This is a genomic window from Paenibacillus naphthalenovorans (assembly GCF_900099895.1).
Classification (GTDB): Bacteria; Bacillota; Bacilli; order Paenibacillales; family NBRC-103111; genus Paenibacillus_G; species Paenibacillus_G naphthalenovorans.
Window position 1 is genome coordinate 1 of sequence record NZ_FNDY01000025.1, and the last position, 25,502, is coordinate 25,502.

Genomic DNA, 25,502 nt, shown 5'->3' on the forward strand with positions numbered 1-25,502 from the left:
GAAAGAACGAAGCAAAGCGCTTACAAGGAAGAGGTTCCTTCGGGGTTCGCGTTCCAGGCATCTTAAATGACTGCCCACGCTAGCTTGACACTGACTTCATCCAATCACCCTTTTTTTATTCGTACATCCGGCTGCGATACTGATTGTAAACCGAATTGGTTTTGTCTTCCTTGACTTCCAGAGCATCGATAAACTTGTTCAAAGCAGCCACCAATTTTTTTAACATTTGAACAACCTCCTCCCGATCTATAGCTTTATTATCGTATCTCCGTCAGGTTTTGACAAAGCCGATATTCCTCTATGAAAACGGCAATCATTTCCAATGAAAATCAATGAAAGCGGGTATCATGCCACCCGGTCTCAGGATTTTAACGAATTTCAGAGTTTTTCATCACTTTTCATAAAATCCGGTTTGAAACGGGGGATTTAACACTCCGCAAACATTTGAAGGGTATAGTGGTAACAAGGCATGTGGAGGTGGAATTCATGAAAAATTATCCGATCATCGCTTCGGTCACTAAGGAGGAGCAAATACAAAGCGTGCTGGACAGCGGCGTCAAACGGGTGAATCTGATGGCAGGACATATCGGTAATCTGGAAACGATCATTCAGCAAATCCATGACAGCGGCAAACAGGTTTACGTCCATTTGGAGATGGTCTCGGGCTTGGGCAGGGATTCGCACACCGTGGACTACTTGGCGAAGCAATTTAAGGTGGACGGGATCGTAACGACAAAGTCTAATGCGGTAGCTGCGGCCAGGCAAGCGGGAATCCAGAGCATTCAGCGCATCTTTGCCATTGATACGGCGGCCGTCCATACGGCCATTCGAATGATCGCCAGCACACAGCCCGATGAGGTCGAACTGATGCCCGGTTTGATGCCAAGGGTCATTCGCGAGCTGAAGAACACGATTAAGCAGCCGTTGATTGTGGGCGGCCTGATCCGTTATGAGGAGGAAATAATCGAAGCGCTGGAAAGCGGCGCGGATTTTATTTCCAGCGGCGATCCGTCCATGTGGCGGCAGCGGCCTTCATGGAGAAATTTACAAAACAACAACATGTCGTTTATCGCCCCTTAACAAAACGATCTTATGATCTACCTATAAGTAGAACAGATTTACTGGTGAATATGGGTTGAGAAGAGGAGAAAACCCTTGTTCAGTAAAATGCCAAAAAAGCCGGAGCATCTATCCGATGGTTCGATGACGCTTTTTTCATTTTCGGACAAGGGTTATTTTTTGTGGAAAAGAGGCACGAAGGTGACAGGATATTGGGCATATCGCAAAAGCAAGCACGATTTTAGGCGAAGGGAAGAGGCGAAGACCAAAGGGCAGTATGCCAAACGCCCCAAAAGTTTAAATGAATTTCATGGCTATTTGTTTGATCTGGACGGCACCGTGTATTCCGGTGATACCTTACTCCCGGGTGTGCTGTCCACGTTGAATCGTCTCCGCGAACAAAACAAATCGCTGCTGTTCGTGACGAATACGACCATACGTACGGTAGAAGAGGTGCGGATGCGTCTGGAGCAGCTTGGGGTCGCTTGCAGCGAGTCTGAAATTATGACAGCATCATGTGCTGCAGGCATGTATTTTCAGGAATATGAACCGGGCGCTAGGGTGCTGATGATCGGTGAACAGGCCATGAAGCGGGAGTTGGAGCGCTTTGACGTAGAAACGACCGAGGATGCGTCCGGTGCAACGCATGTACTGGTTGGAATGGACAGGCAGTTTACGTATGACCGGCTCACCCAAGGCATGAAGGCTCTTCGCAACGGGGCGCTGCTCATCGCGGCCAACCCGGACCCGTTCTGTCCGCTGGACGACGGGGCGATACCCGATACGTGGTCGTTGGTAAGGGCGTTGGAGACGGCAAGCCTGCGGCAGACGTTTACCGTGATCGGCAAGCCTTCGGCTTATTATGCGGAAAAGGTATTCCAGAAGCTGGATATCGCTCCGGAGGAGTGCCTGATGGTCGGCGACCGGATTGAAACCGACATCCGCTTCGGCAATGATCACGGCATGTATTCTGCGCTCGTCCTGACAGGAGCGGATTCACGCAAAGACATCGTGTTAACGGGGATCGAGCCGGATTATGTCCTTGCTTCCCTTAGGGATATACTGGCCGACTGGTAGGATGATACGGAGCGCGGTATGATGCTAACGGCAAGGATAAGAGATAGAAGACAATAGCAGGGAGAATTGAACGGCTGCGCGAATATGGCCATGCCTACGTCAGCGGCCATTTTTTTATGGCATTATTTTAATATTATGTAAATTTGATTTTCATTTTAAAAACGTAATAAAAAGATTGACTGGAAAATTATTCCTTTGATATAATTTAAATTGTCAAAATAATTATTTTTTTGGGAGGGGTCGTATGAAAAACTATTCGGGTGAGAAGTTCACGGTAGCTGCGGTGCAAGCATCTTCGATTTTGTATGATCGGGACAAGTGTTTGGACAAAGCCATATCGCTTATAGAAGAAGCCGCCAAGCAAGGGGCACAGCTGGTCGTGTTGCCTGAATCGTACATCCCCGGGTACCCGTATCACATCTGGCTCGGAACCCCCATGTGGTACCATGGGCTGTTTAAAGAATGGTTTTTGAACTCGGTTGAAATTCCAAGCAAAACCGTTGATGCCTTATGTGAAAGCGCTAACAAAAATAATATCCACGTGGTAATCGGCATATCCGAACGCGACGGGAATACATGCTACAACACGATTTTGTTTATCGATAACCGGGGGAAAATATTCGGCAAGCACAGAAAATTGATGCCGACCCATGTGGAGCGCGTACACTGGGGCATGGGAGACGGAAGCTACCTGAATGTATATGATACGGATCTGGGCCGGATGAGCGGACTCGTATGTTGGGAACATACCATGGATTTGGTGCGCCATTCTCTTATTGCCCAGCGTGCTCAGCTTCATTGCGCCGTTTGGGTCGGATTCTCGAGCATTACGGGATGGGAAACCCTGTTCGACATGTCCACGGAACTTTCCGCCCGCTATCATGCGCATGTGGGAGAATGCTTTGTCCTAAATTCCCAAAGTACGGTCGACAAAGAAAACGTTGAGAAATTGTCGCAGACCGATTATCAGGGGCAGTGGATCAAACCTGGCGGCGGTTGGACGGCCATCATCGCACCCGGCGGGGCGATTCTGGCAGGTCCTTTGAAAGGAGAAGAAGGAATTCTATACGCTGAGGTCGATTTGAACATGATCGCCGACATGGCTCATTGGCATGATGCAACCGGACACTATTCCCGTCCGGATGTGGCAAGCTTGTTATTAAACCGCGAGCCTTATAAAGTGACGCGGAACATGAACAGCATTTCCAACAAAGCGGGATCGGCGATAGGTTTCGGAGCCTCCCAACAGTCTTCGGACCAGCTTTTGAAAATGATGCAACAATTAGAGGGTAAATTCGGCGATTCGGAAGAATGGACACGAAAATTAGCGGAGTTGAAGCAAGAAGCTTTGCAGAAAAAGAAATAGAAAAACAATTCAGTAAGGAATAGCGGTTGAATGAAGCTCTATAAACGGGCTTCATTTTTATTATATGGAACAACTCTGCTTGCCAATGAGGATCTTTGGGAGTACCGACCAGAGCTAGCACGTCACAGCCGTAAGAGGTATGCTTCATACCGAGAAGCTGTAATATGTCTTAGGGAACGGGCAGTCCGTACTACTGCAAGAGAAAGCCAATATTTGACGGAGGTGCTATAATAGCATAGAAGTGATTTGGAAAGGGAATTCGGTATGGAAGCCAGTTCAGATTTTTTCAATCGAAAGCACAAAGACCACGGCGTGGCCTTAAATCATGTCCAGAAGCAGGCGGTTCTGCAGACGGAGGGGCCCTTGCTTCTTTTGGCGGCTCCGGGTTCGGGGAAGACGACTACGATGATTATGCGAATCGGCTATCTCATTGAAGTGAAGGGAGTGGCTCCGTCGCGGATCAAGGCGGTGACCTTCAGCCGCGCATCGGCGTCCGATATGAAGGAGCGGTTCACACGCTTTTTCCCAGATCTTCCACCTGTCGATTTCTCTACCATACACAGTCTGGCCTTTGAGATCGTCCGGGAGCATTTTCGTCAAACGGGAACAGCCTATCAAATGATTGAAGGGGACATCGAGTTGGAGGAGCGGGTCGATTTTGATTCGGAGCACCCGCCGCTGCATAAGAAGCATATTTTAAGACATTTATTTAATACGATCGTTGGCGAAATCATCACGGATGATCAAATGGACGAGCTGACTACGTATATCAGCTATATTAAAAACAAAATGATCCCCAGGGAAGAATGGCCGCTCGTGGAGTGCGATGTCAAGGAAGCTGAACGGATTCTGCGGGAATATGAGGCGTTTAAACGGTCGGGCTCGGATAAGCTGCTGATCGATTACGATGATATGCTGACTCTGGGAAATGAGATTCTGGAGCGGGATAAGGTACTGCTGTGCAAATACCAGCAGCGATACGATTATGTGCTTACGGATGAAAGCCAGGACACCTCGCTGGTGCAGCACGCCATCATAGAAAAACTGGTCCGCCGGCATGGCAATCTTTGCGTCGTAGCCGACGACGATCAATCCATCTACGGCTGGAGAGGTGCGGAGCCTTCCTATTTGCTTAACTTCAAGCAAGTGTATCCGAAAGCCGTTATTTTGTTTATGGAGCAGAACTACAGGTCGTCCAAAGACATTGTAAGTGCGGCCAACCAGTTCATTAAACGAAACAAAAGCCGGTATGACAAAAACATGTTTACCCATAACCCGTCTCATCAGCCGATTAAAATCAGGAGCTTGGCCGATTATCAAGATCAGGCCAAATACTTGGTTCAGGAGATCCAAAAGGTGGAAAGCCTGCGTGATGTGGCAGTGCTGTACCGGAACAATGCTTCTTCCATTCCATTAATGAACGAATTTGACCGGGCGGGGATTCCTTTTTACATGAAGGATGGCGATATTCGATTTTTTTCCCATTGGGTAGTGAAGGACATCTTAAACTTTATGCGGATGACCTTTACGGACAAGCGTGCGGATATTTTGGAAGAGATTCACACCAAGATCAACGGGTATATTACCAGACGGCAAATGGCCGCACTGAAGGAAATAACCAATAACGAATCGGTCTTTGATAATTTGCTGAATTACGTCGAACTCAAAGATTATCAGCGTAAACCGCTGCAGGAGTGCAAAGAGACCCTCCAACAAATGAAAGGAATTCCGCCGTTGGACGCCATACGTGCAATTCGGAGAAAATTGGGGTACGAGAAAGCCGTTGAAAAGATGAGCGAGCGTCTGGGATTCAGAAAGGAATACGTGTTCGGGATTCTGAACACCCTGGAAGAAATTGCCGACGGTCTTGAAACGATGGAGGATTTTGCGAAGCGGTTAAAGTATTTGGAATCGGTGATGAAAAGCTCAAGGTTCAATAAGAACCGCAATGCGGTAACCTTCTCCACGCTTCACAGCGCAAAAGGTCTGGAGTTTAAGCGGGTTTATATGATCGATTTGATTGACGGCATTATCCCTTCTAATGATGATTTGGAGAAAAACGGTGCAGGGAAGCAGGAGTTCATGGAGGAAGCGGTTCGTTTATTCTATGTGGGGATGACCCGGGCGAAAATGGAACTGGAGCTCATCACGTACCAAAAACGGGATGGCGAAAAGGTAAAAGAGTCCCTGTTTGTTTCGGATGTCCGCAGCATTATAGCTCCTCCAAAGCCGATGCAAACACAAGTGCCTAAAGAAGAACCGTCAAAGCCTCATAACCCGAAGGCAATCCGAAATAAAAATGAATTGAAATTGGGTAGCATCGTAGAACATCGTGTTTTTGGCCGGGGAGAAATTATTAAAATCAACGGGGAACGAATCCACATCCGCTTTCAAGCCGGCGTCAAGGCCTTGTCCATTCTTACATGCATCGAAGCGGGATTGTTGGAACCGGCGGTGCGGGTTGAAGCAACAAGCGGTGAAAACGGTTATCCGGTATGAAACGACAACGGTGCAAGCCGGGGGTTCTTCCCCTGCTTTTTTAAGTTTGGCTATTCTATTTGGTTATGATAAACAATGAGGAATATGAATGATATGCTTCTGCTCATTTGTGATACGCTGGAACCAAGCCGGATGAACAAATGGGATGAAGTTGTGCCGCAGCGATGCATGATCTGCTGCTGCGGTGGAGGAGGTGCAGATGAACAAATTGTCCGGAAATGCCACGGTGCTTAAGATTGTACTGCTGATCATGCTGGGATCTCAGCTGATGTTGAATATGTCCAGACCCGTGATCACTCTATTCGCTTCCAATCTCGGTGCAAGCACCCTTGAAATCGGCTTCCTTACCGCTTCCTTTGCCTTCTTACCCCTGCTGTTTGCTATTCGCGCAGGTAAAATAGCCGATCGGTTCGGTGACCGGCTGCCGGTCGTGGCTGGGGGGATCGGCTGTTCGCTGGGGATGGCGCTGCCTTTTGTTTTTCCGGCCATGTGGGCGTTGTTTGTATCCCAGGTCCTGGTGGGGTTATCGCATGTTTTTATTGCGATTTGTTTGCAAAATGTGCTGGGAAACGCGGCGGCGTCCAAAGAACAACGGGACCACTATTTCAGTATGTTAAGCATGGTGGTCGCCATAGCCCATTTTGTCGGACCTCTGGTGGGCGGTTATACGGCGGAGCATTATTCATACCGGACGGTATTCCAGACGGCCATGCTGATCGGCATGGTTCCCATCCTTATTTCATTTTACATTCCTGTGATGTTGAGAAAGAAAGAGGAGACGGACCCGGCACCGGATTCGACGACTTTGCTCAGTCTGTTGAAGCTTCCTGTCCTTCGGAATGCGTTGGCGACGAGCGCATTGGTCCTGTATTCCAGAGATATATTTGTCGCTTACTTCCCGCTGTATGGCGAAAGGATAGGCATGTCGGATTCAAGTATCGGGTGGATTATAGCGATTCAAGGTCTGTCCATGGTACCCGTCCGGTTATTTTTATCCAGACTGACTGCGGCCTTTGGCCGGGAGCGTATCCTGCTTCTTTCCATACAAATCGCCGGCTTTGCCTTTGTTCTTATCCCCTATGCGGGACATATATCCCTGCTGCTCCTGTTAAGTGTATTCATGGGAATCGGTCTAGGGTGCGGACAGCCGCTGTCCATGTCAACAACGTATAGCGCGTCCCCCAAAAATAAAACGGGGGAAGTGCTGGGACTGCGGCTTGCAACAAACCGCCTGTCGCAGCTCATTGCTCCCCTTTTCTTCGGGGTGGTGGGCAGTTGGATCGGGTTGGTCTCCGTATTTTACGTGAGCGGGGCATTTCTTATAGGAGGCGCTTTGCTGACTAAAACGAAAGCCGGCCACCAGGATCAGGAAGGGGTAGGGATGTAACCAGGGATGAATCAGGGATGGACAAAATCAACGGATTCGCTCATATCCTGCAGATCGGTGGTTTTAATAAAGTCGACAAACGCTTTGACGACATTGTTTTGCAGCGATTCCTCATAGTAAAACATCCATGTTTCCCGCTTGAGAGGAATATTGTCCTTATCCGTCAGCTCGATTTTATAAATATCCTGTACATCCCTTAAAAACCTCGACGGCAGGAAGGCATAGCCGAGGCCGTTTTTCACCATTTCCTTGCAGGTGTCCGCCCGGTCTACCTTGATAGCGGTAAGCGGCGCCCTGGTATAACGATCCGCCCACCAACGATCGATGAGGGATTTAAATAAGGTATCGGTATAATAGTCGATTCTAGGCGCTTGGGGAAGATCGTTCAGATCGATCTTTTCTTTGGAGACGATCCATATCTTCTCCTCAAATAAAAGATGCTTCTCACCCGGCCAGCTGTAATCTCCGCGTACGAAACCGATGTGAATATCACGGTGATAGGCCATCTGAAAAATATCTTTGCTGAATGCGGTGTCTAATTGAAAATCCACACGCGGATACTGATCCCGAAACCATTTTAATAAAGCGGGAAGCTCATATTTTCCAAAATAATGGGAGACGCCGATGCGGAGCGTTCCTGCAATGTCCTGATTCATGTTCAGCACGGCTTCCTTGATTTCGCGGAACGTGGAGATCAGCTGCCCGGCCCGTTTGGCCAAATACTCTCCCTGCGGGGTAAAATGGACGCCCCGGATTCCCCGATTGACGATTTTGACCCCGAATTCCTCTTCGATATGCATCAGCCGTTTGGTTAGCGCAGGCTGTGTAATATATAAAATTTGGGCGGTTTTTGTAATGTTTTTCTGTTCGTAGAGCACGTGCAGGATAGTCCAGTCGCGTTCGTCCATGACGTTGTCCCCCGTGTACATAGAAGTGTTAACTTCAGTTTACCCTGAACAGGCCATAAATGAAAATGGGATACTGGAACTCCCGTCTGCGGCAATGCTTTTGGTTTGGGATGAACAAAGCGTTGAGCCGGGAGCCCGTCACTTCAGATTCAAAAGCTGGGGAACGGTAAGCAGCTTATAGCTTCTGCCGCGCAGCGTTTGGATGACGACGGGAAGCGCGTCTACCGATCCCTGCAGGCTTTCGCCGACACCACCGGCGCTGTGCTGAAGAACAATCGATCCTGGACGGGTATGGGCGAGGATGTTGGCTGCGACCTGCCTGCCGCTCAACTGCATCCAATCGAGGCTGTCCACATTCCACAAAATGACTTTTTTCTTCGCTTTGACCGCTTCTTCTACGACCGTATCGCTAAGCGCTCCGTAAGGCGGCCGGAAGAGAACAGGAGTGATTCCCGTCAGTCTGCGGATCACTTCGTCTGTTCGTTGGATTTGGGAACGGACGTCTTCGGCGGCTGTCAGCTTCGCAAGATTGGGATGGTTCCAGCTGTGGTTGCCGATTGCGTGTCCCTCTCTGGCGATACGCCGCAGCACATCGGGATTGGATTCGCATCGGCGGCCGACGACGAAAAAAGTGGCCTTCACATGAAAGCGGGCGAGCGCATCGAGAACCATCGGTGTCCATAGGCCGTCCGGACCATCGTCGAACGTCAAGGCCGCTTCTTTGCGCAGCGGACCGTGAAGGATGACCTCGGTCGGATATTTGGACGACCAATCGAGATGTTCAATATGGGGGGCATGTTCTTCCGGTCTCTCGGGCCCCCCGATGTGAGGTTCCACCGGCGCAGGCTCCCGTAATCCGCCATGCTGAATCGGCACGGCGGGATGGCGGTTCCGCCAATCATATGCGGTGTATGGCGTTGCGCAGCGGGAAGGACCGTAAACAACAGAGCCTTGCCGATTCACCCAGGTAACCAAAGGGAAAGGCTTGCGCATCGTTATATCTCTCCTGAATGCTTTCCTGTTCCTGCGGAAAGCTTCGATGTCGGGGGGGCGAAACCTGCATCCAATATTGCAGCGGCTTGTGCGCCGATATGTTACAGCCTATGTACTAAAGCTTATGCAGGTTCCTTCGATAACAGATCTGTCCGGCTTTTGGACGGTCTGATTTGCCCATACCGAAAAAATCCATTTGTAACCGCATACATTGCCCGTATGAGTCAAAAGTCCTTGTTTTTGTCGAAATTTCATAAAAAATCCTGAAAAAATCTAAAAGTTAGGGAGTGCCATGTCGATATATAAATATAGCCGTGTAAATAAAAAAATAACAATCCTTACTTTGGTGGGGAAGACATCGGCATCGAGCGGTTTGTTACTATACATAATGGAGGAGAACGCATGAAATGGTTTAAAAATTCGTTTAATTGGTTTAATAATTTAAAAATTTCAATGAAGTTTGTTTTGAGTTTCTCTATCGTGCTGCTTATTTTGGTAGCCATAGGGTTATTCGGAATCACTAACGCCAACAGGATCAATAATAATCTGGAAGATATCTATGCCAACCGTTTGGTGGCCATTACCGAACTGGGGACGGTGTCCTCAAATTTGCATAGAATCAACAGCAGTGTCGGCAGTTATATGTTAAACACCGATCCGGAAAGCCGTAAAGCGGAAAAAGCGAAGATTGAAGAAAGCTCCAAACAGATCGAAGAGGCGTTGCAACGGCTCTCCACTGTCCGACTCACCGATGCGGAACTCAAGGAATTGAACTTGTTTCAAAACTTATGGAAGCAGTATCTGCCTGAAGTGGACAAGGTATATGGTTACATCAACAATAACCAGATGGAATTTGCGATAACCCATTATCAGAGACAAGTATTAAACCGAATGAGCGGGGTAGACAGAAGCTTCCAAAATTTCATTGAAATGAACAAAGAAAATGCTCACACGGCCTATGTGGAATCCAATAAAGTGTACCAGGGAGTCATTCAGTTCTCGGCGATTTTTATGGTGGTATCTTTTATCCTGTCGGCACTGCTGGGTTATCTGATGACGAACTCGATCCGCAGGCCGTTGAACCAGTTGTTAAGTCTTTCGGAGAGAATTGGCCGGGGAGATCTGTCTCAGACGATCAGCATCAAGCGGAAGGATGAATTCGGAGAACTGGCGGGATCATTTGAAAAAATGAGAGTGAATCTGATCGAGATCGTTGAGAACGTGAAGCATTCCTCCGCCATACTATCCGGCTTGTTTAATGAAATTCGGGATCATGCCGACAATACCGGCAAAGCGTCCACCATGTTCTATGAAGGTTTGCAGGAAAGCGCCGAAAAGTCGAGGGTTCAATCCGAGCAAGTCACCAACGATGCCGTTATTATCAAAGAGATGGCCCATGGTCTCCAGCAGGTAGCTGTCAGTATCGATCAAATCGGAATTCATTCCATTGAAATGGAACAGTCGTCTACCAGTGGAGTCGTTGTCGTTCAAAAAGCGGTTGAAAAGATTAGCCATGTGCAAAAAGAGGTCCATCATTCATTTGAAACCATGACTGAATTAATGGAGCTGTCCAAAGAGATTGGGCAGGTCATGCACACGATCAGAAATATTGCCGAGGAGACCAACCTGTTATCCTTGAATGCCTCTATTGAAGCGGCGCGTGCCGGCGAAGCGGGACGGGGATTTGCCGTGGTCGCGCATGAAGTCAGAAAGCTCGCGGACAACAGCAGCCAGGCGGCGAATCATGTGCAGACGATGATTTCCAGAATTCAGGAAAGCAGCGAGAATGCCATGCGGTCGATCGAGCTCTCCCTTCGTGAGATCGACGAAGGTCAAGCCAGTGTTGGTGAAGCGGGTGCCGCCTTTACCGAAATTCAAAACTGGATTCTTAACATCAACAATAACATTCAGGATGTATCGGCTTCCGTTGAAGAACTGGCAGCGGGGAGTCAGCAGATCAATGTATCCATTCAAGGGATCGAACAATTCTCTTCTCAAACCGCTCAATCGAGTCAGGAGTTTGCCGCCATTTCCGCCGAGCAGATCCATTCTATGGATCAGGTGATCAGCTCTATTAAGCAGCTGTACGAGACGACGCAGGAAATGAACAAGGCGATTAACCGTTTTGTTTTGAAATAGCAGCATAGCAAGGGAACGCCGGGGTCTTAGGAAGCCGGCGTTTGCTGTTTTGTTGAAAGAGCGGCTTCTGCATGCATCGCATGACCGCAAAAAGTATCGATACATGAATAAATTATTGTTGAAATTCCCCGAATGCAATGATAGAATACTTTTGGGTAAGGTGGTACTACCACTTATCCACTATACGACCCGATCAAAGTTAAAGGTGTGATAAACATGAATTATGCTCCGATAAAAAAACAAAAAGTACATGAGATTATCATAGGCAGAATTAAAGAGTCCATCGAATCGGGAAAGTTGAAGCCTGGAGACAAGCTTCCGGCAGAAAGAGAATTGGCGGCGATGTTTTCCGTCTCCAGAGGCCCTATTCGTGAAGCGATCAGCGTACTGGCTTCGAAAGGAATTATTACGGTAAAGCCTGGAAGCGGTATCTTTTTGAATCATAATGATGATTTGTTTTCGTTGTTCGATTCCATTCTGAACGATGGAGATCACGATATTTTTGAATTGCTGGAATTGCGTATTGGTGTCGAAAGCTATGCCGCCTTTTTTGCCGCCCAGCGAAGAACCGAAGAGGAACTGAAGCGAATCAAAAGCGCGCTTGACCAAATGGAAAGCTCCATCAAGCGGGGCGAGCTTGCCGTTGAAGAAGATTTTGCCTTTCATACGGCCATTATTGAAGCCAGCCATAACTCCCTGATGATCAACACGTTTAAATTAATCTCGGATATGTTTATTCGAGGGGTGTATCAGGCCAGGATCGATGCGCTTAAAATTCCGGGAAAAACGGAAGAGGTGTTTATTGAGCACAGACTGGTCTACGAAGCGATTCTTGCTTCCGATCCTGAAATGGCCCGGAAAGCGATGGCGGACCATATCGGCAATATCTCGCATCAATTGAACGCGATGGAAGAAATCTGATCTACGGGTTCTTTCCAAGCGATCTGGAAAAGGACACCGTTTTATATATATGGAAGACGGTCATGCTTGGGTTGACGCATGTTCGCCGCATGACCGCACAAAGGAGATAGAAAGGGGCAGGCGCAACTTGGACAGCTACCAATATTTTATGCCCACGCATATGGAGTGTGGGCAGGGACTTGCGAGGAAAACAGGAGAGTTTCTGAAACCGTATACCAAAGATAAAGTTTTGATTGTTACTGATCCGGGCGTGAGAAAGGCGAACATTCTGGAGCCGGTCGAAGCGTCTTTGAAGCAGTACAGCATCCCATATGATATTTTTGATGAAGTGGAACCGAATCCAACGAGCAAGGTGGTTGATAAAGCCACTGCGTTTTTACAAAAGAGCAATTATGACCTTATATTAGCCGTTGGCGGAGGAAGCAGCATCGATACGGCGAAGGCTATAGCTGTAATGGCCAATAACAGTGGAAGCATTCTCGATTATGAGGGGGTGAACAAAATACCCAATCCTTCTCTTCCGTTGGTTGCCATTCCTACTACAGCCGGAACGGGGAGCGAGGCCACGCCATCGACGGTGGTTACGAACACGCAGACCTTATTTAAAACGGCCATTCTAAGTCCGTATTTATATCCGAAGCTGGCGATATTAGACCCTGAGCTTACCTTAAAGCTGCCGCCTTCCATTACTGCCGCAACGGGAATGGATGCGCTTACTCACGCGATTGAATCTTATATCTCCAAACTGGCGAGTCCTGTAAGTCAGTCTTTTGCGATTCACGCCGTAAAAATGATCGGGGATAACCTGCACAAAGCTTACTTCGTAGGGACGGACATGGAAAGCAGGAAAAATATGCTGGTGGCTTCTTTTATTGCCGGAATTGCTTTTGCGCACTCGCGACTCGGCAATGTACACGCGATTTCACATACGTTTGGAGGCGTTTTCAATATTCCTCACGGTATCGCGAATGCCACTTTGTTGCCGTATGTTCTCGCATTTAACCTGCCTGCATGTCCCGAGAAATTCAAGGATATTGCCGTAGCCTTAGGGGAAGATGTGAGTGGTTTATCTGCGATGGAAGCAGGAGGGAAAGCGATTGAAGCGGTCGTAAAGATGAACAAGGCCTTTAACATTCCGAACAATATCAAGGATTTGGGAGTATCATTGGATTACCTCCCGCAAATGATCAAGGACTCTATGAGAAGCGGTAATGTGTTGGCGAATCCGAGGCTGACCAGTGATAACGATATTAAGCAAATTATTGAAAACGCTTATCAGGGCGTTATATAAAAAAGGGGGTCATGATATTGAAAAAATCGATCTTATCCATGGTATTCGTACTTTCCGCAAGCGCTGCATTGTCCGCATGTTCATCTGCAGGTTCTTCAGGGGATACAGGAGCCGGCTCGGGCAAAACGTATGAAATTAAGGTTGCGCACGCCGCTCCCGCCACGAATGACCGGCTTGAAACCTCTTTGCAGGAATTCAAAAAAGAAGTGGAAGCCAAAAGCAACGGCGCCATCAAAATCAACACCTTTCCAGCGAGTCAGCTTGGCGGAGAAAGAGAACAAATCGAGGGCGTCCAATTAGGCTCGCTGCATATGGCTGCTGTAAGTACGGGACCGCTTCCCGGTGTATTCAAGGACTCGATGGTGTTTGATTTGCCGTTTTTGTTTAACAATGAAGAACAGGCTTATGCCGTATTGGATGGTCCGGTAGGCCAGGAGCTTTTGCAAAATATGGCGGCGCAGACGGGGATTCGCGGACTGGCATGGGGCGAGAATGGGTTCAGACATTTTACCAATAATATCAGACCCATACAAAAACCGGAGGATTTGAAAGGCTTGAAGATCAGAACGCAGGAAAATCCTCTTCATATGGATATGGTGAAGGCTTTGGCCGCCAGCCCGACACCGATGGCATTTGGAGAAGTGTACTCGGCGCTGCAGCAGGGAGTGATCGACGGCCAGGAGAACCCCATCTCATTGATTGAAAGCATGCGCTTTTACGAAGTGAATAAATACGCTACATTAGACGGTCACGTATACAGCCCTTATGTGCTTATGATCAATGACGCTTTCTATCAAACGCTTCCGCAGGATCTGCAAAAGGTGTTGGCGGATGCAGCCAAGAACTGGAGTACGGTGCAGCGTGATTTGAACAAAAAGCAAGTGGATGCCGGAGTGGAAAACCTTAAGCAAAAAGGGATGAACATTATTGAATTGACGGATGAGCAAAAGGAAGCCTTCCGGAATGCGACGAAATCCGTCTATGACAAATATCGTAATGAACTGAGCAGCGGATTGATAGATAAAGTCTTACAGGCTGCCGAAGAAGCGAAGTAAATGGAATAAGCCAGTCCGGGGAGCGCTCTTCCTGGAATGGTTGAAACAGATTGGGGGGCAGTATTATGCGGAATCTGGTTAAAAGGTTAGATAATATTCTGACCAAAGTTGAAGAGAATCTGATTTTTGTTCTGATGCTCGCCATGCTTGTCGTCGTGTTTATTGGGATTATGAATCGCTTTATTTTAAAAGAATCATTGCCGTGGGCAGAAGAGCTTTCCCGGTATTTATTAATATGGTCTGCCTTGATTGGCGCGAGTTTGGGCGTAAAGCATTCCGTTCATATCAGCATCGATGCGGTTACGAACTTTCTGCCTGCGCGACTGCAGCGGGGCATCGTCATTTTGAGCTATCTGATTTCTTTTAGTTTTTGCGTAACCGTGTTGGTTATCGGAATCCCGTTCGTGCTGAGATTAATGGAAACCAATCAGCTATCTCCGGCCATGCGAATCCCGATTTACTTTGCGTATGCTTCTGTTCCGGTAGGTATTTTCTTCATGGCCATCCGTTATTTTTGCTTAACGGTTTATGAATGCACAACCAACCGTCACACGGTTGAAAAAGTCGAAACTGATAAGGAGGTTTTGGCAGGGTGAGCGCTACATTATTTGTCTCGATGCTGACGCTGTTGGCATTAAATGTTCCGCTGGCGATCGGGATCGCATTTGCATCGATTATCGCTATTCTATTTGCGTCGGATGTACCTTCCTTTGTTGCGGTTCAAAGAATATTTACGGGTCTGGATTCGTTTACGATTATGGCCATCCCGTTCTTTGTTCTCGCCGGGAAGATCATGGAAAAGGGAGGAATATCCCAACGTTTGATCGGACTTGCGGCAAGCATTGTAGGTTCCACAACAGGCGGTCTGGCGATTATCGCGATTCTTGCCAGTATGTTTTTCGCCGCCATATCCGGGTCTGCGCCGGCAACGGTGATTGCAATCGGAAGCATCATGGTTCCGGCCATGGTGAAAGCAGGGTATGAAAAGGGCTTCTCCATTGCGCTGATGGCTACGGCTGGGACCATAGGTGTGATCATTCCTCCGAGCATCCCTTTCATTACTTATGGAATTACGGCAAACGTCAGTATTGGCGACCTGTTTATCGCAGGCGTCATCCCGGGAATATTGATCGGGATATCATTGATGATTTACAGTTACTTCTATTCCAAGAAGCATGGATACCGCGGAGGAGAAAAAACCAGTTTTTCAAAATTTTTCAATCAATTAAGGGTTTCTATATTGGGCGTTCTCATGCCGGTGATTATTTTGGGCGGCATTTACGGCGGAATTTTTACTCCGACGGAATCGGGAGCAATTGCTTGCGTCTATGGTTTGATCGTTTCTTTTTTCTTTTATAAGGAATTAAAATTATCCGATTTAAAAGGGCTTTTTGTAGAAACTGGCTACATATCTGCGATGATTTTGCTGATTATGGCGGCGGCAAATATTATGAGCTGGATTCTGACAGCTGAGCAAGTGCCTAACAAAGTGGCGGAGATTGTGGGACCTTATGCTACAGACGGAATCATGTTACTGATTATTATTAACATTATTTTGTTAATTCTCGGGACTTTCCTGGAATTGAATGCAGCTATCATTATTGTCGTTCCTATCCTGCTGCCGTTACTGGCCCAGTTTGACATTAATCTTGTCCATTTTGGGGTTACTATGATTGTAAACATGGCCATTGGATTGTTAACCCCGCCGCTTGGAGTCAATTTATTTGTGGCCAAAACGCTGGGTGATATCAGTTTCAATACGATCGTCAGAAGGGTCGTACCTTTATTGGTTGTCGTATTGATCGATTTGATTTTAATTACTTTTATTCCAAAAATTTCGATGTTTCTGTTGGGATAGATGATATAATAAGAATGATTCTTCCGAATAGGGAATGAACAGGAGGCGGTTGACATGCTGTATATCAATGGGGAATTTTGTAAGGCAAAGTCCAATCAAACCTTTGACGTGATCAATCCGGCGACGGGTGAAATTGTGGAAAGCGTTGCCAAAGGGGGCGCGGAGGACGCGCAAGCCGCTATTGACGCAGCGCAGGCCGCACTGCAGCCCTGGTCCCGTTTAACGGCAAAGGAACGCTACGCGTATTTGACCCGGACGGCGGGAATCCTTCGCAGCCGTACCGAAACGATCGCGGAGCTGATCACCCGCGAGATGGGTAAACCGCTGGCCGAGGCGAGAGGAGAGATCGCTCTGGCCATTGACTACCTGGACTGGTATGCCGAAGAAGGGAAACGCATCTATGGAGATACCATACCGGCGTCGGCCCCGAACAAGCGCATCTTCGTTTTGCGTCAGCCGGTAGGTGTGGTCGGGGCGATCACCCCGTGGAACTTCCCGATCGCGATGATCACCCGCAAGCTCGCTCCGGCGCTGGCGGCAGGCTGTACGATCATTCTCAAGGCGGCATCGGCTACGCCGCTTGCGGCCATCGAGGTGTTCAAAGCGCTGCATGAGGCCGGTGTGCCCAAGGGTGTGGCCAACCTGGTCAACGGCTCCGCCTCCGAAGTGGTCGGTACGTTGATGGCCAGCCCCGTGGTACGCAAGATTACCTTCACCGGCTCCACCGAAGTCGGTAAAGAGCTCGTGCGCCAGTCGGCCGACACGATGAAGAAGGTATCGATGGAACTTGGCGGACACGCTCCGCTTCTCGTATTCGAGGATGCCGATCTGGAGAAAGCGGCAGAGGGCGCGATCGCCAGCAAGTTCCGCAACGCGGGCCAAACGTGTGTTTGCACCAACCGCATTTATGTGCAGAAATCCGTCGCCGAGTCCTTTGCCAACATCATGGCGGAGAAAGTCAAGAAACTGGTCATCGGCAACGGATTGAACGACGGCGTCCATATCGGTCCGTTGATCGACCAGGCGGCGGTGGCAAAAGCGCAGGAGCATATCGACGATGCGGTAGCCAAAGGTGCGACCATCCTGGCCGGCGGCAGCAAGCTGACTGAGGGCGAACTGGCCAACGGCTGCTTCTTCGCGCCGACCGTACTGCTGAATGCAACGCATGAGATGAAGATTTCCTATGAAGAAACGTTCGGTCCGGTCGCGCCGATCTTCACGTTTGAAACCGAGGAAGAAGCGATCCGCTATGCGAACGACACCGAATACGGACTGGCCTCTTACATTTATACCAAAGACGGCTCCCGCATGTTCCGGGTGGCCGAAGCGCTGGAGTACGGCATCGTCGGCATCAACGACTCGCTGCCTACCGTGGCGCAGGCTCCGTTCGGCGGGATCAAGGAATCCGGCGTCGGACGCGAGGGCGGCAAGTACGGTATTGAAGATTATTTGGAGTATAAATTCCTGTCCCTCCAGTTGGACCTGTAAAAGGATGATTGCTGTGGCTTACAGAAAAGTAGATTCGGACATCGTACGCAGAGTACGTGCCATCATTCCTGAACATAAGCGCGTGATGACGGAAAAGCCGGATTTGGCCGGCTATTCCTTTGACGGATCGTTTGGCACCTATATGCCGGAGCTGGTCGTGCAGCCCAAAAGCACCGCCGAGGTGGCGGCCATCGTCAAGCTGGCCTACGATGAAATCATTCCGGTGTATCCGCGCGGCCAGTCGACTTCGCTTTCCGGCGGACCGCTTCCTGTCGAAGGCGGCATTGTGCTGGACCTGTCCCGGTGGGATGAGAAGCTGGAGATTTACCCCGAAGATTTAATCGCTATCGTTTCCCCGGGCGTATTGACCTCAAGTATCCATGCGGCGGCGGAAAAGGCGGGGCTGATGTACCCGCCCGACCCGAGCAGCTCCGCCGTTTCGACCATCGGCGGCAACCTGGCCGAGAATTCCGGGGGCCCGCGCGGCTTGAAGTACGGGGTAACCAAAGACTATGTGCTGGGGCTGGAATTCGTCACGCCGCAGGGCGAAATTATCCGTACGGGCGGCCGTACGGTGAAGAACGTCACCGGCTACGATCTGACCAAGCTGATTGTCGGATCGGAAGGTACGCTTGGCGTCATTACGGAAGCGACGCTGCAGCTGATTCCCAAGCCGCCGAAAACGGCTACGCTGCTGGCGATCTTTGACGATATCGTGACCTCCGGGCAAGCGATCTCGAAGGTGCTGACCTCGGGCATCCTGCCCTCCAAGATGGAGATCATGGATCAGGCCTGTATTCACGCGGTGGAAAACTACGAGCCGAGCGGACTGCCTGTCGATGCGGAGGCGATCATCCTGATTGAGGTGGACGGTCATGCCCGCACGGTAGAGGAAGAAATTCGGGAAGCCGGCCGGATTTGTGAGGCCATCGGGGCCCGCAAGGTACAGATTGCCAGCACGGCAGCGGAGGAGGCCAATTTGTGGAAGGCGCGCAAAATGGTGTCTCCGGCGATCACCCGGGTCAAGCCGACCAAGATTTCCGAGGATGCCACCGTTCCGCGCAGCCAGATTCCGGCGATGTTTGCCCGGCTGAAGGCGATCCGCGAAAAATACAACGTCAACCTCGTCGTATTCGGCCATGCCGGAGACGGCAATCTGCATCCGAACATTGTCGCCGACAAGCGGGACAAAGAAGAGATGAAGCGTGTCGAGCAGGCCGTGACGGAGATCTTTGAGGCGGCCATCGAGTTGGGCGGCACGCTGTCCGGCGAGCACGGCATCGGCAACATGAAGGCGCCGTTTATGGAGATGGAGCTGGGCAAAACGGGGCTTCAAATGATGAAGCTGATCAAGGATAGTTGGGATCCGAAAAATATTATGAATCCGGGCAAGATTTTTCCTGCTCCCGGGCAGCGGCTCAACTTAACGGAGGGGTAGCGGCCGATGAAGCATACCAAAGAATTGCCATACGACGAAACGATCCAATGCGTCCAGTGCGGCTACTGTTTGCCGGCTTGCCCTACCTATGTGACCATGGAACGGGAGACCCATTCGCCTCGCGGCCGGATCAATCTGGTGAAGATGGCGGCGGAAGGACATCTGTCGCTTCATGAGCTGGAGGGGCCGCTCGATCTGTGTCTGGGCTGCCGCGCCTGTGAAACGGCCTGTCCGTCGGGCGTAGAGTACGGTAAAATTCTGGAAGGTGCGCGGGAAGTGCTGGCGGAGCATAAGGCCCGGCGCACCTCCAAGCCGCTGCGCAAGATGCAGGACGCCATGTTCCGGAACGTCTTTCCCGACTCGAAGAAGCTCAAGGTTGCGGCCGATATGATCTGGCTGTACCAAAAGAGCGGTCTGCAGAAGGTGGCGCACAAAGGAAAGCTGACGCGGGTTCTGCCCCAAAACCTGTGGGCCTTTGAGGAAGTGCTGCCGCAGGTGACTTCTCCCGCAGCGCGGCGCCATCGTCCGCGTCTCTTCGAACCGCCGCAGGGGACCAGGCCCAAATGGAAAGTGGCCTTTTTTACCGGCTGTATTATGGATGCGATGTTCGAGAAGATCAACCGGCTGTCTATGGAGCTGTTGGCACTGGCAGGCTGCGAGGTGCAGGTGATCGCCGAGCAGACCTGCTGCGGGGCGCTTCACGCGCATGCCGGACGCAAGGACGATACGGTGATGCTGGCCAAGCAGAATATTGAGGCGTTTGAGCGGCTGGATGTCGATTTCATTATCAACAATGCGGGCGGCTGCGGCGCGATGCTGGTGGAATACGATCACCTGTTCCATGGTGACCCGGAGTGGGAAACGCGTGCGAAGGCCTTTGTGGCCAAAACCCGCGATATTACCCAGGTGCTGGCGCAATGTGAGCTGCCGCTGGCCAAACCGGTCGACGAGATCGTCACCTACCAGCGTTCCTGCCATATGACCAACGTCCAGAAGGTGGTCAAGGAGCCTTTGGAGCTGATCAAGCGGATTCCGGGGATCACGTATAAGGAAATGGCCAACCCGAATATGTGCTGCGGGTCGGCCGGGATTTACAATGTGGTTAATTACGAGGAATCCATGGAGATCCTCGACGTCAAGATGGAGACGGTAAAGACGACCCAGGCGACGACGATCGTCACCACCAACCCGGGCTGTCTGCTGCAGATGAAGCTGGGCGTGCAGAGAGAAGGCATGTCGGCCAAGGTTCGGACGGTTCACCTCGTTGAACTGCTGGCGGAGTCCTGCGGTATTTCATAAACATCAAGGGGCTGTCCCATAAGTCATCCTGACTGAGGGACGGCCCTTGTTATATGAAAGAAACGACGATAGGGCAGGAGTAAGGGGGGAACACAATCTCATCCAAAAACGTTTTGACGCGTGCTTCCGCATGTTTCAGATTCATACGGGTTTGGCGATTCACAAGCCACGACCAGCGTATGAGCATGGCCCACCCTATGAAAGGTATTTTCAAATTACGATGGAAGCTCGGGGCTGGAACTTCCCGCAGCGCGGGATGGAATTCAATCGTTCCGGCATAGATGCTTTTCGCCGTTTGTGCCGCCCGTGTTAAGTCGCTTGAGCAGCAGCGGAGCCGTATCCATTTACTTCGGATCATAGAATGGATATCCTTTTTTCAAGGAGGAGGTTACATAAAAGAAGAGAGGACGGGGCATTTTACCTTTTGTCCTGCGTTTGGCAATTTGCGGCGGAAGGAAACGATCGGCCTATGAATGACTTCAGTCGGCACCAAGGCTATAGACGGATGTTTAAAGAAAATCATTTGACGCTGGGACTGTTCTTTCCTTTGGAAGCGTATGAAGGAAGTATTCCGGTCATGAATGTGGAGGAACAAGTCAAGCTGGCAAAGAAAGCGGAGCAATGGAATTTTGCTTCCTTATTTGTACGGGATGTTCCATTATACGATCCCAACTTTGGAGACACCGGACAAATCTACGATCCCTGGGTCTATCTCGGATATATAGCGGCTCACACGGAAAAGATCGCTCTGGGTACGGGAAGTATTATAGTCACGCTAAGGCATCCTTTGCATGTCGCGAAAGCGGCTGCTTCTACCAACCTTATTTCCGGCAGACGGCTGATTCTTGGCGTGGCTACCGGCGATAGGCCTATGGAGTTTCCCGGCTTTTCGGTTGATTTTGATCAAAGAGGGGAACGGTTTCGGGAAGCCTTGTCCGTCATCAAAAACGTATGGAATCAATCATTTCCCGTCATTCAAACCCCCAGGGTACATATGGTCGGCGGAGATCTGCTGCCGAAGCCGGAATTGCGCGACATTCCGGTTCTGGTGACCGGCCATAGCGGCCAGTCGATGGAATGGATTGCGGCCAACGCAGACGGATGGCTGTATTACCCGCGCAATCTCTTTCATCAAACGAGCCTGATTCGGGATTGGCGTTCTCATTTGGAGGTCTTCAAGCCCTTTACCCAGTCTTTATATATCGATTTGGCGGAGGATCCGGATGAAGCGGCCAGCGCCATTCATTTGGGGTTTCGAATCGGCCGCAGGCGCTTGATCCGATTCATTGAAAATTTAAAAGCTGCCGGAGTGAATCATGTCGTATTCAATTTGAAATACGGCAGCCGTCCTGCAGCCGAAGTCATAGATGAGCTGGGCGAAGAAGTGGTGCCTTTGTTTCCTGCTTTAGATGTTTAGATGGTATTCTGACATGTGAAGAGCATCAAAAATAAAAACGGACGGAGGGTTACCATGTTTGTAGTGAAACTGTATAATCAATCGGCGGAATGCCTGCATATCGGCCGTTTCGATGATCTTGCGTCATCGGAAGAAGCGGCCAAAAAGGGATTAAGATATAGTCATGTAGCGATCATATATGAAGGAGAAATGCCGGTAAAGCTGTATGATCAAGGCGAGTATAAAAACGGTTTTCCTTTAGGGGTCGGAAGCTATTAATCAAAAGACCGGCTAACCAAGCCAAAGTGAATCCAGGATCATCTATCAGATTCGCTTTGGTTTTTTTTATCCAGCAATTCCCGTATTGAAAAAAGAGGGAAAACCGGAGGGAACGAGGAACTATTACACTATTCAACTATTTCTCGACGATCTTAATAAGTTAAAGCAGAATCGATAAGGATTTTATATTATGATAATATAACGTTTGTTAACAAAACGCAATACAAATTTGCGAAATAGCTTGTTAGTTTGCTCCAATAGTCCTCATAAATACGAAATACACCAGATGGGTTAAAATAAAGCGAATAATAAACATAAGCGTGTAAGCGATTTCAATCGTCCCTTGCCTTTCCAATCACATTACGATATATAATCTTACGATAAAAAAACATAATACGGATGTAAAATTGAGCATTTTAAAGCATGTGTGAGATTTATCACAGGAATTGAGCCAAAACTACCCAAATCTATTCTTGATAATATTCAAACAATTTTGTAAATTATGTATTGTATACGTAAGTCAAAAAAACGTAATAGGAGGTTTTTAAACATGTCATCCGTATCTGTGAACAAGGAAACCGCACTGACACTTAAAAAAGAAAATGGAATCGCAGAAATTCATCTGCACGTGAACAAAACGAACTCCTACAGTCTGGACTTCTATCAAGAGTTGAATGCGGCGATTGACGATATCCGCTTTGATTCCTCGATTAAAGTTGCCATCCTCATGAGCGATGTACCGAAATTTTTCTCTGCCGGAGCGGATATTAACTTCTTGAAGGCGGCTGAGCCCCGTTTCAAAACGCAATTCTGCTTGTTCTGCAACGAGACACTGGATAAAATGGCGCGTTCCCCGCAAATTTTCATTGCCTGTCTTGAAGGACATACGGTCGGCGGCGGTCTGGAGATGGCGCTCGGGTGCGACCTTCGCTTTATGGGGGATCAAGCAGGTAAAATCGGTCTGCCGGAAATCTCGCTCGGGGTGCTCGCCGGAACCGGCGGAACGCAGCGGTTGGCGCGTTTGATCGGTTTCTCCCGCGCACTGGACATGAATATCACAGGCAAAACGATCTCGCCGCAGGAGGCGCTCGAAATCGGCCTGGTCAACGATGTGTTCCCGCAGGAGCAAACGCGCGAAAAAGTGCTGGAATACGCCAGAAAAATCGTCAACAGCGCATCCTATGCGGCTTCGAACATCAAGCTTTCCATCATGAACGGCAAAGAAATGCCGCTGAATGTGGCGATTCGTTACGAAGGCGAGCTGCAAAATCTGCTCTTCCGTTCCGAAGATGCTAAAGAAGGTTTAAGCGCTTTCCTGGAAAAACGGCAGGCAAACTGGAAAGGTCTGTAACAAATAAAACGGTTGTTACCCACAGTAGGCAAGAAAACCTCATAACGACGATATCCGCTGCAGCTTACAGCAGATATTGTCGTTATTCCTGCAGTCGTGCAATGAGTAATCCTGAACAAGAAGGTGGATATAACGATGGAATTGCGTGGAATCGGTTCTTCCTATAACGCGGCTACCCGTTTTATCGATGACAATGTGAGTAATGGATTAGGCGACAAAGCTGCTGTTTATTATAACGATCAGAGCATTACCTACAGTCAACTGCAAGAATTCGTTAATAGAGCGGGAAATGGGCTTAAAGAGCTGTCGGTTGAAATGGAGAATCGCGTTTTGCTGATATGCCACGATACACCGGAAATGATCGCCGCATTCTATGGTGCGGTCAAGATCGGAGCGGTTCCTATTCCGGTCAATACCATCATGGCGCCTGCCGATTATGAATATTTTTTAAATAACAGCAGAGCGAAAGCGGTTGTCGTCCATGAAGATATCTGGCATAAAATCCGTCATTTGCGTGACCGGTTTATTTATCTCAGGCATGTCATAGTGATTCATGATAGCGCTATCAAAGAGGCGGGCGTGATTGATTATCACGAATGGATCCAAGCGGCTTCGCCTCAGTTGGAGGTGGCTCTGACGGATCCCGGCGATTCGGCCTTTTGGCTGTACAGCTCGGGAAGTACAGGCAAGCCCAAAGGCGTGATCCATTTGCAGCACGATATGGAATGGGCTTATAACGCCTACGCCAAACAGATTTTGCAAATCAGGGGAGACGACATTACGTTTTCCGCCTCCAAGCTCTTTTTTGCCTACGGCTTAGGCAATGGCATGTATTTTCCGTTAGGTGCGGGAGCATCCACCGTATTATTGCGGGAGCGTCCAAAACCGGAGACGGTGCTTGAAACCATTGAGAAATACAAGCCGACGATCTTTTTCGGCGTACCGACGCTTTACGGTTCGATGATTGATTTAGTGGAGCGTTCGGGTAAAACGTACGATCTCTCTTCTCTCCGGCTTTGCGTATCGGCAGGAGAAGCACTGCCAGCTCAATTCATCAGGAAGTGGAGGCTGCTGTTCGGCGTCGATATTCTGGACGGAATCGGTTCTACGGAAGCGCTTCACATTTTTATATCGAACAGGGTCGGAGATATACGGGAAGGAAGCACAGGCAAGCTTGTTCCCGGTTATGAGGCCAAAATCGTGAATGAAATGGGAGAGGCTCTTCCTCCCAATGAAACGGGCGACCTGTTAATTAAAGGAGACAGCATCGCCAGCGCCTACTGGAATCTTCATGAGGAAAACAAAAACAAGTTTTACGGCGAATGGTTTCAAACCGGCGATAAATATTATATGGATGAAGAAGGCTACTTTTGGTATTGCGGCCGTTCCGATGACATGATTAAAGTCGGCGGCATCTGGGTCTCTCCTATTGAAGTTGAAAACGCTTTAATCCGGCATGATGCCGTGCTGGAAGTCGCCGTGGTAGGCGCGAAACTGGACAGCAACCTGGTACAGCCTAAGGCCTATGTAGTGTTAAAGGAGGGGGTAGCCCCGTCGGATAGCTTAATGAATGATATGAAGGATTTTTTGAAGAAGGAACTGGCACCCTATAAATATCCGCGAATCATTGAATTTATCGATGAACTGCCCAAAACGGCTTCCGGTAAAATTCAACGCTTCAAGCTGAGAATCAGTTAG

Annotated in this window: 21 protein-coding genes; 18 read left to right on the top strand and 3 right to left on the bottom strand. The window is 49.2% G+C overall.

What is annotated here, in order from left to right:
* The first annotated feature begins 486 nt into the window (after positions 1-486).
* The 5 genes from BLT35_RS19130 (at position 487) to BLT35_RS19150 (ending at position 7,388) form a co-directional block, all read left to right on the top strand.
* Positions 487-1,080 carry a glycerol-3-phosphate responsive antiterminator gene (locus BLT35_RS19130; protein ID WP_054817412.1) on the top strand — a complete coding sequence of 198 codons (594 nt, stop codon included), beginning with the start codon at positions 487-489 and terminating at the stop codon, positions 1,078-1,080.
* Positions 1,081-1,260: 180 nt separating this feature from the next.
* A complete protein-coding gene (locus BLT35_RS19135; protein WP_235594151.1) occupies positions 1,261-2,136 on the top strand; it encodes an HAD-IIA family hydrolase in 876 nt (291 codons plus the stop codon).
* 244 nt (positions 2,137-2,380) lie between these two features.
* A complete protein-coding gene (locus BLT35_RS19140) occupies positions 2,381-3,502 on the top strand; it encodes a carbon-nitrogen hydrolase family protein (protein ID WP_054817413.1) in 1,122 nt (373 codons plus the stop codon).
* Positions 3,503-3,766: 264 nt separating this feature from the next.
* On the top strand, positions 3,767-6,001 hold the full coding sequence (locus BLT35_RS19145; RefSeq protein WP_074729504.1) for an ATP-dependent helicase: 2,235 nt from the start codon (positions 3,767-3,769) through the stop codon (positions 5,999-6,001).
* Between the two features lie 199 nt (positions 6,002-6,200).
* Positions 6,201-7,388, top strand: a complete 1,188-nt coding sequence (locus tag BLT35_RS19150) for an MFS transporter (protein ID WP_074729475.1) — start codon at positions 6,201-6,203, stop codon at positions 7,386-7,388.
* An 11-nt stretch (positions 7,389-7,399) separates the two neighbouring features.
* Here the strand turns inward: BLT35_RS19150 and BLT35_RS19155 are convergent, their stop codons facing one another.
* Positions 7,400-8,296 carry a LysR family transcriptional regulator gene (locus BLT35_RS19155; protein WP_062409581.1) on the bottom strand — a complete coding sequence of 299 codons (897 nt, stop codon included), beginning with the start codon at positions 8,294-8,296 and terminating at the stop codon, positions 7,400-7,402.
* Positions 8,297-8,434: 138 nt separating this feature from the next.
* Positions 8,435-9,289 (bottom strand): polysaccharide deacetylase family protein, encoded by an 855-nt coding sequence (locus BLT35_RS19160; RefSeq protein ID WP_082660853.1) that lies wholly within the window; start codon positions 9,287-9,289, stop codon positions 8,435-8,437.
* 402 nt (positions 9,290-9,691) lie between these two features.
* Between BLT35_RS19160 and BLT35_RS19165 the strand changes: the two genes are divergently transcribed.
* The 9 genes from BLT35_RS19165 (at position 9,692) to BLT35_RS19205 (ending at position 20,778) form a co-directional block, all read left to right on the top strand.
* Positions 9,692-11,428 (top strand): methyl-accepting chemotaxis protein, encoded by a 1,737-nt coding sequence (locus BLT35_RS19165; protein WP_054817414.1) that lies wholly within the window; start codon positions 9,692-9,694, stop codon positions 11,426-11,428.
* A 216-nt stretch (positions 11,429-11,644) separates the two neighbouring features.
* A complete protein-coding gene (locus tag BLT35_RS19170) occupies positions 11,645-12,349 on the top strand; it encodes a FadR/GntR family transcriptional regulator (RefSeq protein WP_062409580.1) in 705 nt (234 codons plus the stop codon).
* A gap of 127 nt (positions 12,350-12,476) precedes the next feature.
* Entirely contained in the window at positions 12,477-13,640 is a 1,164-nt protein-coding gene (locus BLT35_RS19175) for an iron-containing alcohol dehydrogenase (protein WP_074729476.1), read from the top strand.
* A gap of 17 nt (positions 13,641-13,657) precedes the next feature.
* A complete protein-coding gene (locus tag BLT35_RS19180) occupies positions 13,658-14,695 on the top strand; it encodes a TRAP transporter substrate-binding protein (RefSeq protein ID WP_217634728.1) in 1,038 nt (345 codons plus the stop codon).
* Between the two features lie 65 nt (positions 14,696-14,760).
* Positions 14,761-15,291, top strand: coding sequence for a TRAP transporter small permease (locus BLT35_RS19185; protein WP_074729478.1), 531 nt, complete (start codon positions 14,761-14,763; stop codon positions 15,289-15,291).
* On the top strand, positions 15,288-16,553 hold the full coding sequence (locus BLT35_RS19190) for a TRAP transporter large permease (protein ID WP_074729479.1): 1,266 nt from the start codon (positions 15,288-15,290) through the stop codon (positions 16,551-16,553). Before BLT35_RS19185 ends, BLT35_RS19190 begins: the two co-directional genes overlap by 4 nt.
* 54 nt (positions 16,554-16,607) lie before the next feature.
* Entirely contained in the window at positions 16,608-18,041 is a 1,434-nt protein-coding gene (locus BLT35_RS19195) for an NAD-dependent succinate-semialdehyde dehydrogenase (RefSeq protein WP_074729480.1), read from the top strand.
* Between the two features lie 4 nt (positions 18,042-18,045).
* Positions 18,046-19,479: an FAD-binding oxidoreductase gene (locus tag BLT35_RS19200; RefSeq protein ID WP_074729481.1), complete on the top strand. Its 1,434-nt coding sequence runs from the start codon at positions 18,046-18,048 to the stop codon at positions 19,477-19,479.
* Positions 19,480-19,485: 6 nt separating this feature from the next.
* Positions 19,486-20,778: a (Fe-S)-binding protein gene (locus BLT35_RS19205; RefSeq protein WP_074729482.1), complete on the top strand. Its 1,293-nt coding sequence runs from the start codon at positions 19,486-19,488 to the stop codon at positions 20,776-20,778.
* Between the two features lie 49 nt (positions 20,779-20,827).
* Here BLT35_RS19205 and BLT35_RS19210 read toward each other — a convergent pair whose 3' ends face one another.
* Positions 20,828-21,136: a histidine phosphatase family protein gene (locus BLT35_RS19210; RefSeq protein WP_074729483.1), complete on the bottom strand. Its 309-nt coding sequence runs from the start codon at positions 21,134-21,136 to the stop codon at positions 20,828-20,830.
* 111 nt (positions 21,137-21,247) lie between these two features.
* On the opposite strand from BLT35_RS19210, the gene BLT35_RS19215 reads away from it, so the two are divergent.
* From BLT35_RS19215 to BLT35_RS19230, 4 genes are all read left to right on the top strand, one after another.
* Positions 21,248-22,195: an LLM class oxidoreductase gene (locus tag BLT35_RS19215; RefSeq protein ID WP_074729484.1), complete on the top strand. Its 948-nt coding sequence runs from the start codon at positions 21,248-21,250 to the stop codon at positions 22,193-22,195.
* Positions 22,196-22,249: 54 nt separating this feature from the next.
* Positions 22,250-22,453 carry a hypothetical protein gene (locus BLT35_RS19220; protein ID WP_054817419.1) on the top strand — a complete coding sequence of 68 codons (204 nt, stop codon included), beginning with the start codon at positions 22,250-22,252 and terminating at the stop codon, positions 22,451-22,453.
* Between the two features lie 550 nt (positions 22,454-23,003).
* Entirely contained in the window at positions 23,004-23,804 is an 801-nt protein-coding gene (locus BLT35_RS19225; protein ID WP_074729485.1) for an enoyl-CoA hydratase/isomerase family protein, read from the top strand.
* A 135-nt stretch (positions 23,805-23,939) separates the two neighbouring features.
* Positions 23,940-25,502, top strand: a complete 1,563-nt coding sequence (locus BLT35_RS19230; RefSeq protein ID WP_062409572.1) for a benzoate-CoA ligase family protein — start codon at positions 23,940-23,942, stop codon at positions 25,500-25,502.